We start from the raw sequence: 15,186 nt of genomic DNA on the forward strand, positions 1-15,186 counted from the left end.
CGAGCCACGCACCTCATGAAAGCTTTCACTTGCTTTTTGGCGAAGGTTCGAGATTTTCGAGGGGGGCCGTCAGACGGCATATAAATCCGGCCGAGCCATACGAAACGTCAACGGAACCGCTGAAATCGTCTTCCAACACCCGGGCAATAAGCCTGGAGCCAAAACCTACGCCGACGGGTTTCGACACGGACGGACCGTCAATCTCCTCCCAGACGAAAACAAACTTTGACCCGCCATCCTGATGCTCGACCGTCCATGTGATTGACACGCGGCCTCCCGCTACGGTCAGAGCGCCATACTTCAAAGCGTTGGTCGCAAGCTCATGGAGCGCCAAGGACAGAGCAAGCGCCTGCCGAGATTTCACGACGAGTGGAGGACCCGAGACCGTAAAGCGGCCTTCGCCTGTCCGGTAAGGTGCAAGAGCGGTGCGGATCACATCGTGGAGCGGCGCGGCCGCCCAATTTGACGCGGTCAGCAGGTCCTGCGCGCGTCCAAAGGCGCCCAGCCGTGCCTGGTACTTTTCGAGAGCCGCCTTGCTCGTCGGGTCGCGAAAGGTCTGGGCGGCTACCGCGCTCAACACTGCAAGCGTATTTTTGACGCGGTGCTTCAGCTCCTCGTTGATGAGGTTCAGCCCTTCCCTCGCCATATGCTCGGACGTGACATCCCTGCAGACGACAAGCACGCCGCCCACCTTGCCTTCAAGATCAATTGGGCCAAAGCTATACGTCCACCAAACGTCCTCGCGACGCCCGTGACGAGTGACCGGCACCAGCTGGTCCTCATTCCAGGTCGCTCCCTTGCCGGACATGACGTACTCGATCTGAGGACCAATGATGTCCCAGATCTCAGCCCAACACTCGCGGCCGCGGGCCCCCAGAGCGCTTGGGTGCCTTTCCGGCCCCATCGTCTCGCGATATGCATCGTTGTAGAACTGGATGAGTTCCGGCCCCCACCAGATGAACATCGGGTGCCGCGAGGTCAGAACGAGCCGCACCGTAACTCGAAGACTTTGGGGCCAGGTTTCGGGAGGGCCCAGGGATGTGCTCGACCAGTCAAACGCTCGCGTCAAAGCGCCCAACTCGCCTCCGCCGGCCAAGAAGTCGCTGCCTATATCCCTGCCCATACGCACAGCCTTACTGAGACGTTGATCGACGCCCCCTGCCAGCCTTCCGCAGCATACATTGCCGGGCTCATGTCGTCATCCGCGGTGGATCGGGCTGCATATGCGACAGCGACCTTGCACCGGCAGACGCAATTATTCGAAAAATGCGCGGCGGCTCGAAAACGGCCAACCGTTGCCTTCATGGTCGCGACCCCGCGGGCGATTGACGACGTCAATTGCATCCGACGTCCGAGCGCACCGTCCTCGTGACTGCTCGGTTAGCCCAACCTGAACCTGATGCCGCTCCGCGCAAGCCCGCCCGAAATTCCGACCGGCGTGCCGTCCGCGCGCCAACAGGCGGCGCCGCTCATGGTTCCATCGTCGTGGAAGGCGATGCCGTTCATGCCGCCGGCGACCGTCGCGACAGGCTGGACCCGGTGGCCCATGTCGGCAAGTTTCACGCGGACGCTCTCCGGCACGGTCTGCTCGACCTCGAGCGCATTGCCCTCGGTCCACACCCGCGGTGCCTCGACCGCCTCCTGCAGGCTCATGCCGTGGTCGATCAAATTGACCAGCGCCTGCATCGCGCTCGGGAAGATGCGTTTTCCTCCGGGTAGGCCGAGCGCATAGCGCAGCTTGCCGCCATTGAGCGCCATCACCGGCGACATCGATGTCGTCACGCGCTTACCCGGCGCCAGCGACAGCGCATGGCCCGGACGCGGGTCGAACAGGTTCATATAGTTGTTGGCGATGGCGCCCAGCCCCGGGATCATGATCTTGGCGCCGAACAGATTGTTGATGGTCTGCGTGGTCGCGACCACATTGCCGAACGCGTCTGCCGCGGTCATGTGCGTGGTGTCAGCGCCTTCGAGCTGCGAGACGCCGGCGCCCCAGGCTTGCGCCCGACCTGAATCGATGGCGCGGCGGCGTTCCTCGGCATAGGCCTTCGAAGTCAGCTTCTCCACGGGGACACCGACATAGTCGGGGTCGCCGCTGGCTGCGGCGCGGTCGGCGAAAGCGATCTTCAGGACCTCGGCGAGATAATGGATGGTCTCGGGCGTGCCGAAGCCGAGGCCGCCGATATCGTAGCCCTCCAGGATGTTCAGCATCTGCGCGATGTGCACGCCTGAGGCGGCGGGCGGCGGCGGACCAAAGATCGTCCAGCCACGATAGTCGGCGCGGATTGGCTGCCGCTCGACGGTCTTGTAACTGATGAGATCGTTGCGGCGGATGAAGCCGCCGGTCTTCTCCATGTAGTCGACGAGGATGTCTCCCAGCGGCCCCTCGTAGAGCGCGGCCTCGCCGTGATCGGCGATGTACTGCAGCGTGTCCGCATATTGGGCTTGCACCACGCGCTCGCCGACTTTGAGGGGCTCGCCATCCGGCAGAAAAATGGCCGCGATCGGCCTGTCCTTGCGCATCTCGGCGGCGCTCTCGCTGATGCATTCGTGCAAGTAAGGCGTCACTGCATAGCCACGCGAGGCGTGCTTGATCGCGGGTTGCATGACGTCGGCGAGGCTCATAGTGCCGAACCGGCGCAGCGTCTCGCACCAGGCCTTCAGCGCGCCCGGCACCGCGACCGCCTTCGAGCCGTTCAGGTTCTCGTCTCCGACGGTGTCGAACACGTCATGAGCCGAGCCAGGCTTGGACGTGTAGGTCGTGTCGCGTACCGTGGCGGGCACGGTGCTCTGGCCGTCGATGAAACGGTGACTCCCATCGGCGAGACGGACATGCGCCATGCCGCCGCCGATGATGCCGACCATCATCGGCTCGACCACCGTCAGTGTGAACAGGGTCGCGATCGCAGCATCGATGGCGTTGCCGCCGGCCGCCAGCATCTCGGCACCGGCGCTGGAGGCGAGCGGGTGGTTGCTGACCACCATGCCACGGCTCGAGACCGCCGGCATCTTCTGGCATTCAAAGGTCGTTACCGTCCGATCGCGCCAGTTTCCGCTCATGCCGCTCGTCCTTGTTTACGGCGGCGAGCACATCATACGCACGACTACGGGTCCAGTATTGGTACGGATTAGCTGACATTCCCAATTCTGCCACCATCACAATTGTTGATTCGGACCTCCGCGATCCCCCTTTGGATCGGGCCGGCACGTCCTGAGCGAGAAGAGCTCAGCATCGCGAAGCGATGCACGTTCGCGTGGCGCATTCCTGACCCAACACTCCAAAGGATAGAACTTCAATGCACACGATCGTACTGGCCACCCAAAAGGGCGGCAGTGGCAAGAGCACCCTCGCCGCCGGCCTCGCACTGGCGGCCAAGCAGGCCGGCTTCACCGTTCGCCTGATCGAGACCGACCCGCAGGGCACCCTGTCCAACTGGCAACGCCGCCGCACCACGGACGATCTCGTCGTCGAACCGGTCTATCACGCCGCCGACATCGAGCCGCGCCTGAAGATGCTCGCCGACAGCGGCCTCCAGCTCGCGATCGTCGACACCGCGGCCGGTCTCAGCGCCGCGACCACCGCCGCGATCCGCCATTCCGACCTCTGCCTGATCCCGGCCCGCCCGAGCGTCGCCGACATCGAGGCGACCGCCTCGACGCTCAGCGTCGCACGCGCCTGGAAGCGGCCGTACAGCTTCGTGCTGAACCAGACGCCGATCCGTCGCCAGCGCATCGACAACGCCGCCAGCACCCTCGCCGAGGAAGCCGCGCTCGACCTCGCTGACGTGCTCGCACGTCCGCTGATCGCAATGCGCAACGATCATCAGGACGCGCTGGCGAATGGTCTTGCCGTGAGCGAATTTGCGCCGAACGGCAAGTCGGCGGACGAAATCCGCGGCCTCTGGCGCTGGATCGAGACCCGGCTGGAGCTCGAAGGCCCGACCAATGTCCTGATTGACCAGGTGATGTCGGCCGCCGACGGCATGTTGCACGTCGCCGCTGGCCTTGCCGCGGACGAGACCACCACATTGGCGTCCTGAGCGGAGCGATCGCTCAGCCGCCAGACGGGCTTCATCGCCATCCGGAGAAAGCGTCCAAACGCCGAAGCAATCCGGCCATCAGGCCGGTCGGATTGCTTCGCTGTGCTCGCAATGGAGGAGTAGTTCCTGCTGCGGCTTTGCGCTCATCTGCGGTGACAACGTCACTTCTGACATTTCGGACACCAGAAGGTCGACCGGCCGTTCTGCGTGAAGCGCTTCACCGTGCCACCGCAGCGCGGCGTCGTGCATTTCTCGCCTTCGCGGTCGTAGACCTTGAACGAGTGCTGGAAGTAGCCGAGTTCGCCTGACGTCTGACGATGGTCGCGCAGGCTGGAGCCGCCGGCCTTGATCGCATCGTTCAATACGGTGTGAATCGCGCCGACCAATCGCTTGGCATGGTCCGCTGGCTCGCCCTTCTTCGTCGACAAGGTCGCGGCGATCCGACGCGGCGACAGATGCGAGCGATGCAGCGCCTCGCAGACATAGATGTTGCCGAGCCCTGCCACGACGCGCTGGTCGAGCAGCGCAGCCTTCAGGCTCGTGGTCTTGCCGGCGCAGGAGCGCGCCAGCATCGCGGCGTCGAATTCGTTGCCGAGCGGCTCGGGTCCGAGCCCGCGGAGCAGCGGCTCGTCTTCGAGCGCATTGCGCGCGATCACCTTCATGTAGCCGAAGCGGCGCGGATCGTTGAACACGATGTCGGCGCCGGAGGACATCCGAAACATCACGTGGTCGTGCGTGGAATCCTTGGCCCGCGGATAATGAAACTCGCCGGGCTGAGTGTCGTTGCCCGGCTTGATGACACGGAACGAGCCCGACATGCCGAGATGCATCAGCAGAACGTCGCCGGAGGCGAGATCGGCCATGAGATATTTTGCACGGCGGCCGAGGCCCGTGACGACCTGGCCCTTGAGCCGGGCCACGAAGTCCGGCTGGAACGGGAAGCGCAAGTCCGGCCGGCGGGCCTCCGCGACAAGGATTTTCGCGCCCTCCATCACCGGCTGAAGCCCGCGGCGGACGGTCTCGACTTCTGGCAATTCAGGCATGGTCAGGCATTCACCTTATGAGGGCGGTGTGATAGCGCCATTGCGGCGGGCGCGCTATGGTCCGCCTCGTGGAGTAGAGTAATGGATCGGCCGGGCGAAACCACGCATTTTGGCTTCAAGGACGTTCCCCTGGGGGACAAGCAGACGCTGGTGAACGATGTGTTTCACAGCGTGGCGTCGCGCTATGACTTGATGAACGACCTGATGTCCGGCGGCCTGCACCGGGTCTGGAAGGACATCATGATCACGGCGCTCGACCCGCCCAGGGGCGACCGGCCGTTCGCGCTGCTCGACGTTGCCGGTGGCACCGGCGACATCGCGTTCCGCGCCGCCAAGGCCGCGGGTGCGGGTTTCCATGCCACCGTCTGCGACATCAACACCGACATGCTGGCCGTGGGCCGCGAACGCGCCGCCAAGCGGCATCTCGACACCCGGGTCGATTTCGTCGAAGGCAATGCCGAAGCGCTCGCCTTCGCCGATCGCAGCTTCGACGCATATACGATCGCTTTCGGCATTCGCAACGTGCCGCAGATCGACCTGGCGCTGCGCGAGGCCTATCGCGTGCTCAAGCCCGGCAGCCGCTTCCTCTGCCTGGAGTTCTCCACCGTCGAGATGCCCGGCCTCGACAAGCTCTATGATCTGTTCTCGTTCAAGGTGATCCCGCCGCTCGGCCGCATGGTCACGGGCGACGCCGAATCCTACCAATATCTCGTCGAATCGATCCGCAAGTTTCCGAAGCCTGCCGCCTTCGCCGACATGATCCGCGAGGCCGGCTTTTCCCGCGTCAGCTGGCAGACACTCTCCGGCGGCATCGTGGCACTGCATTCGGGCTGGCGTTTGTGATCTCTGCCTTCACCCACATTGCGCGCCTGATCCGCGCTGCGTTCGTGTTCGCGCGTGAGGGCGTGTTCGGCTCGGTCGATCCGAGCCTGGTGCCGCCCCCGGGACAGCTCGCGCTGAAGCTGGCGCGCCTCGTCGAACGCCGCGGCACCAAGCACGGCCCGCGGATTGCGCGTGCGCTGACGCGGATGGGCCCGGCCTATCTCAAGCTCGGACAATTCCTGGCCACGCGTCCCGACGTGGTCGGCGTCATCATGGCGCGCGACCTCGAAAGCCTCCAGGACCGCCTGCCGCCGTTTCCGCAGGCCGAGGCCGAGGCCGCCATCGTGACGTCGCTGGAGCGGCCGTTGAAGGACATTTTCGCGAGCTTCGGCCCGCCGGTCGCGGCCGCCTCGATCGCGCAGGTGCATCGCGGCGAGGTGTTGCGCAACGGTATCCGCAAGTCGGTCGCCGTGAAGATACTGCGGCCCAACGTCGCCGCGCGCTTCCGCCGCGACCTTTCGGATTTCTTCTTCGTCGCGGACAAGGCCGAGGCCTACTCGGCCGAGGCGCGGCGCCTGCGCCTGATCGAGGTCATCAACACCATGTCGCGCTCGGTCGCGATGGAGATGGACCTGCGGCTGGAGGCGGCTGCGCTGTCCGAGATGGCGGAGAACACACGCGACGATCCCGATTTTCGCGTGCCGACCGTCGATTGGGACCGCACCACGCACAACGTGCTGACGATGGAGTGGATCGACGGCATCGCGCTGAACGACCACAAGCGCCTTGCTGAGTCGCAGGTCGATCTGCCCGACCTCGGCCGCAAGGTGATCCAGAGCTTCCTGCGGCACGCGCTGCGCGACGGCTTCTTCCACGCCGACATGCATCCGGGCAATCTGTTCCTGGATGACGCCGGCCGCCTGGTCGCGGTCGATTTCGGCATCATGGGCCGGCTCGGGATGAGGGAGCGGCGCTTCCTGGCCGAGATCCTGCTCGGCTTCATCACGCGTGACTATCGCCGCGTGGCGGAGGTGCATTTCGAGGCGGGCTATGTGCCCGCGCACCATTCGGTCGAGAATTTCGCCCAAGCCATCCGCGCCATCGGCGAGCCGATCCACAACCGCACCGCCGAGGAGATCTCGATGGCGCGGCTGCTGACGCTGCTGCTCGAGGTCACCGGCCTGTTCGACATGACGACGCGGCCGGAGCTGATCCTGCTGCAGAAGACCATGGTGGTGGTCGAGGGCGTGGCCCGCGGCTTCGATCCCAAGCTCGACATCTGGAAGATCGCCGACCCCGTGGTGCGCGAATGGATCGAGCGCAATCTCGGCCCTATCGGCCGGGTGCAGGGTGCGCTCGCCGGGACCGGCGATATCGCGCGCGTGCTGATGCGCCTGCCGGAGATCGCGGAGCGATCAGTGAAGGTCCTCGAGCAGCTCGAGACCATGACCCGCGAGGGCATAAAGCTGTCGCCGGAGAGCATCGTGGCCATGGGGCGCAGCGAAGGCCGCAAGAACCGCTGGCGCACCGTGGCGCTGTGGATCATCGCCGCGACCTTCATCGGCATCCTGATCGCCGTCCGGAATCTATGATTGCACTGCAATCACGCGAGTGATAGCATCGCTATCATTCCGTGTTGGAGGGGCGTCATGGCAAGCCTGACCATCCGCAAGCTCGACGATGCCGTCAAAACCTATCTGCGGCTGCGCTCGGCCAGGAACCGCAGGTCGGTCGAGGAGGAGGTCCGGGTCATCCTGCGGGAGCTGATCGAGGGCCGCGAGGAGCCGCTGACGCCGTTTGCGGTGCCGCCTGCGCCCTCCGCCGTCCCGGCGTCGCAGCGCACCGGCGCCCTCCCCGAGGCCAGCGTTACCCTGATCATCGGGGGCGGCATCGCGGCCTACAAGTCGCTCGACCTGATCCGAAGGCTCAAGGAGCGCCGCATCGAGGTCCGCTGCGTGCTGACCAAGGCGGCGCAGCAATTCGTCACACCGCTCGCCGTCAGCGCGCTTTCACATGAGCGCGTCTATACCGACCTGTTCGACTCTCAGAGCGAGTTCGACGCCGGTCATATTCGCCTCGCGCGCGACTGCGACCTGATCGTGGTGGCGCCAGCGACCGCCGACCTGATGGCGAAGATGGCGAACGGTCATGCCGATGATCTCGCCAGCGCCATCCTGCTCGCCACCAACCGCAAGGTGCTGCTGGCGCCGGCGATGAACCCGCTGATGTGGAGCAACGCGGCGACACGCCGCAACGTTGCCTCGCTCCAGCGCGACGGCGCGGTGCTGATCGGCCCGAACTCGGGCGAAATGGCCGAAGCGGGTGAAGCCGGAATCGGTCGCATGTCGGAAGCCATCGAGATCGCCAATGCCGCCGAACGGCTGCTGCGGCCGCCAGTGCCGCGGCCGCTCGCCGGCAAGCGCGTGCTGATCACCGCAGGTCCCACGCACGAGCCGATCGACCCCGTGCGCTACATCGCCAACCGCTCCTCCGGCAAGCAGGGCTTTGCCATCGCCGCTGCCGCGCAGGCCGCGGGCGCCGAGGTGATCCTGGTGAGCGGCCCGGTCGACCTCGACGATCCACCCGGAGTGACGGTGAAGCACGTCGAATCGGCGCGGCAGATGCTGGAGCAGGTGCAGGCCGCGCTTCCCGCCGATATCGCGATCTTCGCTGCCGCGGTCGCCGACTGGCGCGTCGCCAACGAAGGCGAGCAGAAGCTGAAGAAAACCTCGGCCGGCATGCCGCCGCTTCAACTGGTCGAGAATCCCGACATTCTCGCCACGATCTCGAAGCTGACCGACAAGCGCCCGCCGCTAGTCATCGGCTTTGCCGCCGAAACCGAACATCTCATCGACAACGCCAAAGCAAAACTCGCGCGCAAGGGCTGCGACTGGATCGTCGCCAACGACGTGTCGCCGGCCACCGGCGTGATGGGCGGCGACCGCAACACCGTCCACCTCCTCAGCCGCAAGAACGGTGCCAAGGACGGCGAGATTGCAGTTGATTCCTGGCCGGTGATGACCAAGGAACAGGTCGCCATCGAACTGGTCGCACACATTGCCAGACACGCGACCGACAAATCCCTGGAGACGGCACCTTGAGCACGAAGGTCACGGTCGAACTGCAACGCCTCGCCCATGCCGACGGCCTGCCGTTGCCGGCCTATCAGACGGCGGAGGCCGCCGGCCTCGACCTGATGGCAGCCGTTCCGGACAACGAGCCGATGACGCTCGCGCCCGGCCAATATGCGCTGGTGCCGACGGGCCTTGCGATCGCGCTGCCCGCCGGGCACGAGGCGCAGGTGCGGCCGCGCTCGGGGCTTGCGGCCAAGCACGGCGTCACCGTGCTGAACTCGCCGGGCACGATCGACGCGGACTATCGCGGCGAGATCAAGGTGATCCTGATCAACCACGGCGCGGCGCCGTTCGTGGTCAAGCGCGGCGAGCGCATCGCCCAGATGGTGATCGCGCCCGTGGTGCAGGCTGCGCTGGTTCCGGTGGCGACCTTGTCGGCGACCGATCGCGGCGCCGGCGGCTTCGGCTCGACCGGCCGCTAGTTGACCTCTCCCGCATGCTTGCGGGAGAGGGAGCACATGTTCATCGCGGCAGGAAAATTCGCCTGACGCGCTAACGCACGGCAATCCCAGCCGAATCATCGCGAGGAACCACGTGACCCCGGAACCGCGCGCACGGCATTTTTGTCTGGCCGCCTTTGCGTTCACGATCTGGACTCTTACCGGCGGAGTCACGGTGGGGGTATTGTCTTTTGATTCGCGCGCGACGGGGGTCGCCGCGCGCAAATTCGTGCGGTCTTGGGGCAGGTATGTCAGGCGTGATCGTGTCGATGCGTCGGACGCTGCTGTCGTGCACGTCGCTGGCGCGCAGCGGCTTGATTGGGAGCGCTCTTGCGGCGCTGCTGCCGGCTGCCCCGGCCAGGGCCGCCGATCTCATCGACACTCTCTCCAACCTGCTGGATTTCAACCGGCAGGAACTCGCGGTGCTCGCCACCGCGCTGGCTTTGCTCGGCTTCTCGGTCGTGGCCGCGATCCTGTTGATGCGCACGCGGGTGCGCCTGGTGAAGAACGAGGCGCGGCTGCGCGCACGGATCGGGGAACTTCAGCTCCAGGCCGACCGCTTCGGCGCGCTGCTGTTCGCCGAACCGCAAATCCTGATCTCCTGGCCGGCCGGCGATAACCGCGTTCAGATTTCCGGCGACATCTCCATGGTGCTGCCGCGCGACTCCTCCCCGCAGCGCGTGCTGGCGTTCGGAACCTGGCTGCCCCCGGAGCCCGCGCTCCAGATGGACCATGCGGTCGACGCCCTGCGCGATCGCGGCGACGGGTTCCAGCTGACGTTGACCACTGCGCACGGCCATACGCTGGAAGCGATCGGCCGCGCCATCGGCGGCCAGGCCATAGTCCGGATTCGCGAGCTCTCGGGACTGCGCCGCGATCTGGCCGAGACCAATCTGCGCTACAAGGCGCTCTCCGACGAGACCGAGATGCTGCGCGGCCTTGCCGCCGCCGCACCCTGGCCGATCTGGGCCAAGGGCGAGAACGGGGCGCTGACCTACGCCAATCCGGCCTATGTGCGCGCCACCGAGGCCAACAGTGTCACCGACGCCCAGGAGCGCAAGCTCGAGCTGCTCGACAGTGCCAACCGCACCGCGATGGAACGGGGACTGAAGGACGCGACTAATTTCAGTTCGCGGCTGCCGATCGTGATCGGCGGCGAGCGGCGCATGTACGACGTGCGCGCCATCAATGTGGGCGGCGGCAGCGTCGGCGTCGCGATCGATGCCAGCGAGGCGGATGCGCTGAGGTCGGCGCTGGTGCGAATGGCAGAGGCGCACCGCCGCACGCTCGACCAGCTCTCCTCCGGGGTTGCCGTGTTCGACGGCCAGCGCCGCCTCGCCTTCTACAACGATTCCTATCGGCGGCTGTGGGACCTCGACCGCACCTTCCTCGACGCCAACCCTGACGAATCCAGCGTGCTCGACCAGCTTCGCGCCGCGCGCAAGCTGCCGGAGCAGCCGGATTTCCGCGCCTGGAAAGCCAAGCTGCACGAAGCCTATCGCGCGGTCGAGACCGCCAAGGACACCTGGTTCCTGCCTGACGGCCGCGCGCTCTCGGTCGTCACCACGCCGAACCCCGAGGGTGGCGTCACTTACCTGTTCGACGACGTCACCGAAAGCCTCGACCTCGCCCGCCGCTTCGACGGCCTGATCCGCGTTCAGCGCGAGACGCTGGACAGCCTCGCCGAGGGCGTCGCGGTGTTCGGCAGCAACGGCAAGGCGCAGCTGTTCAATCCGGCCTTCGTCCGGATGTGGAAGCTCTCCAGCGATGCCATGCGCGACGAGCCGCACATCCAGACGGTGGAAGGCTGGTGCCATCAGCTCTACGACGATCCCGTGGTCTGGCGCCAGATCCGCGAGGCCATCACCTCGATCGAGAACCGCGCCGACGTGCCGCTGAAGCTGGAGCGCAAGGACGGCAGCGTGCTCGACGGCATGATCCGGCCGCTGCCCGACGGCGCCACCATGCTGACGTTCCAGGACATCACCGATACCGAGAATGTCGAGCGCGCGCTGCGCGAGCGCAACGAGGCGCTGGAGGCCGCCGACCAGATGAAGGTGGATTTCGTCCACCACGTCTCCTACGAGCTGCGCTCGCCGCTCACCACCATCATCGGCTTTGCGCATTTCCTCAGCGATCCCTCGACCGGGCCGCTGACGCCGAAGCAGGCCGAATATCTCGACTACGTCACCAAATCGACCAACGCGCTGCTCGCGCTCACCAACAACATCCTGGATCTCGCCACGATCGACGCCGGCGCGATGAAGCTGGAACTCGGGCAAGTCGACGTCAGCAAGGCCATCGAGCTCGCCGCCGAGGGCATCCAGGACCGGCTCGCCACCGACCGCATCCGCCTCAAGGTCGAGATCGCGCCGGATGTCGGCAACTTCACCGGCGACGAGAAGCGCGTGGTGCAGGTGCTCTATAACCTCCTGGCCAACGCCGTCGGGTTTTCTCCACAGGATTCCACCGTCGGGATCAGCGCACGGCGTACCGAACGCAGCGTGGTCTTCACCGTGACAGATTCGGGACCTGGAATACCTGCCGACATGAAGGACAAGGTGTTCAACTGGTTCGAAAGCCGCTCACAGGGCTCGCGTCACCGCGGCGCCGGCCTCGGCCTGTCGCTGGTGCGCTCCTTCGTCGAGCTGCATGGCGGCAAGGTGCGGGTGGATTCGATCGTCGGCCGGGGCACGGTCGTGATCTGTGATTTCCCGACCGACCAGGCGGCGCATCGCGACGCCGCCGAATGACGGAACCAACCACATTCTCCGTCGCGCTCCACAACGAGACGGCCACTGCGCAACTGATGGCCGACCTCGCGCTGCTGGTCGGCCCCGGTGACGTCATCACCCTCACCGGCGATCTCGGTGCCGGCAAGACTGCGGCAGCACGCAGCCTGATCCGCTACCTCGCCGGCGACGAGACGCTGGAGGTGCCGAGCCCGACCTTCACGCTGGTGCAGGGCTACGAGCTGCCGCCGTTCCCGGTGGTGCATGCCGATCTCTACCGCGTCGAGGACGAGAGCGAGCTCGAGGAGATCGGGCTGTCGCCGCTTCCGGATGCCACGCTCGTCCTGATCGAATGGCCCGAACGCGCTCCGTCGGCAATGCCTGAAGACCGCATCGACATCGCGCTGACGCACCGGCCGGCGCTGGGATCGAACGCACGCGCCGCCGACGTCACCGGCCATGGCAAGGGCGCCGCGCAAGTCGCACGGCTGAAAGCGCTGCGGGAATTCCTCGACGCATCCGGTTACATGGATGCGACGCGCAAGCGCATGGCCGGCGATGCTTCGACCCGCTCCTATGCGCGACTGCTGCGCGACGACGGCATCGTCATCCTCATGAACTTTCCGCAGCGGCCGGACGGCGCGGCTCTCTACAACGGAAAGTCCTACAGCGCCGCGGTGCATCTCGCGGAGAACGTCAAACCCTTCGTCGCGATCGCCGAAGGCCTGCGCGCGCAGGGAATCTCCGCGCCCGCGATCCATCACTCCGATCTCGATCATGGCTTCCTGATTACCGAGGACTTTGGCAGCGAAGGCGTGATCGAGGGCGATCCGCCACGGCCGATTGCCGAGCGCTACGAAGCCGCCACGGACGCGCTGGCGATGCTGCATGGCAAGGCGCTGCCGGAGACGCTGCCGCTGGACAGGAAAACCTACGAGATCCCCGTCTTCGACGTTGAGGCGATGCTGATCGAAATCGGATTGATGCCGGAATGGTACCTGCCCGATCGCAACGCGCCCTTGAACGACGACAAGCGAGCGGAATTCTTCGCGATGTGGCGCGAGCTGCTGAAGAAGCCGCTGGCCGCGCCGAAGACGTGGATCATCCGCGATTATCATTCGCCAAACCTGATTTGGCTTGCGGACCGCACGGGCATCGCGCGCGTCGGCGTGATCGACTTCCAGGACACCGTACTGGGGCCGCAATCCTACGACGTGGTGTCGCTGCTCCAGGACGCCCGCATCGACGTGCCCGAGAACATCGAGCTGACGCTGCTGTCGCGCTACATCAAGGCGCGGCGCGCGCAGGACACGAGCTTCGATGCGGCCGGCTTTGCCGAGCTCTACGCCATCATGTCGGCGCAGCGGAACACGCGCCTGCTCGGCACCTTCGCCCGCCTCAACCGCCGTGACGGCAAGCCGCATTATCTGCGCCACCAGCCGCGGATCTGGACCTATCTCCAGCGCTCGCTGGCGCACCCCGCACTCGGCGCCTTGCGCAACTGGTATCTCGCCAACGTCCCGCCGCCCCAAGAACCGTCCCAAGAACCGCTCCAAGGGGCGTCTCAAGCCTGATTTGGGGCCCGATTTACCGGCCGTTAGCCAAGAGGTCGGTATTCTGGCAGCGAGACAGCCGGATGATTACGGGGCTGGAGCAGGACAGATGGCGGTACAGACGGACCAGCGCGGCAACGGCCGGGTTGTTTTCGAACGCGGGCTTCCGGCCCAGGTGATGGGAATCGACGGCACCTGGCGGCGCGACTGCACCATGGAGGACGTCTCCGAGAGCGGCGCCAAGCTGACCATCGACGGCTCGGTGGAAGGGCTCCATCTGAAGGAATTCTTTCTCCTGCTGTCGTCCACCGGGCTGGCGTACCGGCGTTGCGAACTTGCCTGGGTCAATGGCGACCAGATCGGCGTCAATTTCCTCAAGCTCGGTGACAAGAAGAAAAGGGCGCGTTCCGCGACCATTGGGGCGTGACGGCAACACCCGTCGTACAACCGTCACGGCGGGTGGTTAAGGCGGTCGAGATGCGATGCGGCTGATCGAGCCTCGTGGTAGCATTGCTGCGAATGCGAATGGTCTGAGAAAGCGAAGGATGCCCGCCAAACCGACCAAAGCCATGGTGCTCGCCGCAGGGTTTGGCCTGCGCATGCGTCCGCTGACGGACAAGATGCCGAAGCCGATGGTGCCGGTGGCCGGCCAGCCGCTGCTCGACCACGTGCTCGACAAGCTCGGCCAGGCCGGCGTGACCGAGGCGGTGGTCAACGTGCATTACCTGCCCGACCAGATCATCAATCACGTCGCTTCGCGCCAGCATCCGCGCGTGACCATCTCTGACGAGCGCGACCAGGTGCTCGGCACCGGCGGCGGCGTGGTCAAGGCACTGCCGCTGCTCGGCGACGCGCCGTTCTTCCACGTCAATTCCGACACGCTGTGGATCGACGGTGTGCGCTCGAACCTGACGCGGCTCGCTGAAAATTTCGACCCGGCACGCATGGATATCCTGCTGCTGATGGCGCCGACCGCGACCAGCATCGGCTATGGCGGCCGCGGCGATTACGGCATGCTGCCCGACGGCGCCCTGCGCAAGCGCAAGGAAAAAGAGGTCGTTCCGTTCGTCTATGCCGGCGCCGCGATCATGTCGCCGTCGATCTTCGCCGACGCGCCGAAGGGTGAGTTCTCTTTGACCAGAATGTTCGATCGCGCCAACGAGCAGGAACGGCTGTTCGGCCTGCGGCTCGACGGTGTCTGGATGCATGTCGGCACGCCGGATGCCGTGCACGCCGCGGAAGAGGCGTTTCTGGAGAGCGTGGCGTAGGGCCATGCTGTCATGCCCCGCGAAGGCGGGGCATCCAGTACGCCGCGGCCTCTCGGGTCAACCTCCATCGCCTCTGGAATACTGGATCATCCGCCTTCGCGGATGATGACACCTGTCCAGCCTGGCGAACAGCGGGGAAGACCCCGCACCAACG

Annotated in this window: 12 protein-coding genes; 9 read left to right on the forward strand and 3 right to left on the reverse strand. The window is 65.7% G+C overall.

The genetic code is table 11. The annotated features are described in order from the left end of the window. Positions 1-25: 25 nt before the first annotated feature. Together ACSHT2_RS20160 and ggt are read right to left on the reverse strand one after the other, a co-directional pair. Positions 26-994 (reverse strand): sensor histidine kinase, encoded by a 969-nt coding sequence (locus ACSHT2_RS20160; RefSeq protein ID WP_440636046.1) that lies wholly within the window; start codon positions 992-994, stop codon positions 26-28. 386 nt (positions 995-1,380) lie between these two features. Then, the gene (ggt, locus tag ACSHT2_RS20165) at positions 1,381-3,060 is read right to left on the reverse strand and encodes a gamma-glutamyltransferase (RefSeq protein ID WP_440636047.1); all 1,680 of its coding nucleotides are present in this window, start codon (positions 3,058-3,060) and stop codon (positions 1,381-1,383) included. 236 nt (positions 3,061-3,296) lie between these two features. Here ggt and ACSHT2_RS20170 point away from each other — a divergent pair, with 236 nt between their 5' ends. Then, a complete protein-coding gene (locus tag ACSHT2_RS20170) occupies positions 3,297-4,040 on the forward strand; it encodes a nucleotide-binding protein (RefSeq protein ID WP_440636048.1) in 744 nt (247 codons plus the stop codon). A gap of 161 nt (positions 4,041-4,201) precedes the next feature. Here ACSHT2_RS20170 and mutM read toward each other — a convergent pair whose 3' ends face one another. Next, a complete protein-coding gene (mutM, locus tag ACSHT2_RS20175; protein WP_440636049.1) occupies positions 4,202-5,083 on the reverse strand; it encodes a bifunctional DNA-formamidopyrimidine glycosylase/DNA-(apurinic or apyrimidinic site) lyase in 882 nt (293 codons plus the stop codon). An 81-nt stretch (positions 5,084-5,164) separates the two neighbouring features. On the opposite strand from mutM, the gene ubiE reads away from it, so the two are divergent. The 8 genes from ubiE to ACSHT2_RS20215 all read left to right on the forward strand — a co-directional run bounded on the left by ubiE (position 5,165) and on the right by ACSHT2_RS20215 (position 15,032). Then, positions 5,165-5,926: a bifunctional demethylmenaquinone methyltransferase/2-methoxy-6-polyprenyl-1,4-benzoquinol methylase UbiE gene (gene ubiE, locus ACSHT2_RS20180; protein WP_440636051.1), complete on the forward strand. Its 762-nt coding sequence runs from the start codon at positions 5,165-5,167 to the stop codon at positions 5,924-5,926. Further along, positions 5,923-7,497: a 2-polyprenylphenol 6-hydroxylase gene (gene ubiB, locus ACSHT2_RS20185; RefSeq protein WP_440636052.1), complete on the forward strand. Its 1,575-nt coding sequence runs from the start codon at positions 5,923-5,925 to the stop codon at positions 7,495-7,497. The genes ubiE and ubiB overlap by 4 nt, the downstream gene beginning before the upstream one ends. A gap of 57 nt (positions 7,498-7,554) precedes the next feature. Further along, entirely contained in the window at positions 7,555-9,006 is a 1,452-nt protein-coding gene (coaBC, locus tag ACSHT2_RS20190; RefSeq protein ID WP_440636054.1) for a bifunctional phosphopantothenoylcysteine decarboxylase/phosphopantothenate--cysteine ligase CoaBC, read from the forward strand. Then, complete coding sequence (dut, locus tag ACSHT2_RS20195) at positions 9,003-9,461, forward strand: dUTP diphosphatase (protein ID WP_440636055.1); 459 nt, start codon at positions 9,003-9,005, stop codon at positions 9,459-9,461. The genes coaBC and dut overlap by 4 nt, the downstream gene beginning before the upstream one ends. Before the next feature lie 266 nt (positions 9,462-9,727). Next, positions 9,728-12,232, forward strand: coding sequence for an ATP-binding protein (locus tag ACSHT2_RS20200; protein ID WP_440636057.1), 2,505 nt, complete (start codon positions 9,728-9,730; stop codon positions 12,230-12,232). Beyond that, positions 12,229-13,785: a tRNA (adenosine(37)-N6)-threonylcarbamoyltransferase complex ATPase subunit type 1 TsaE gene (gene tsaE / locus ACSHT2_RS20205; RefSeq protein ID WP_440636059.1), complete on the forward strand. Its 1,557-nt coding sequence runs from the start codon at positions 12,229-12,231 to the stop codon at positions 13,783-13,785. Before ACSHT2_RS20200 ends, tsaE begins: the two co-directional genes overlap by 4 nt. Before the next feature lie 88 nt (positions 13,786-13,873). Further along, positions 13,874-14,191, forward strand: a complete 318-nt coding sequence (locus ACSHT2_RS20210; protein ID WP_440636060.1) for a PilZ domain-containing protein — start codon at positions 13,874-13,876, stop codon at positions 14,189-14,191. A 118-nt stretch (positions 14,192-14,309) separates the two neighbouring features. Beyond that, positions 14,310-15,032 (forward strand): nucleotidyltransferase family protein, encoded by a 723-nt coding sequence (locus ACSHT2_RS20215; RefSeq protein WP_440636061.1) that lies wholly within the window; start codon positions 14,310-14,312, stop codon positions 15,030-15,032. Positions 15,033-15,186: the final 154 nt, after the last annotated feature.

The organism is Bradyrhizobium sp. PUT101 (genome assembly GCF_052043945.1).
Classification (GTDB): Bacteria; Pseudomonadota; Alphaproteobacteria; order Rhizobiales; family Xanthobacteraceae; genus Bradyrhizobium.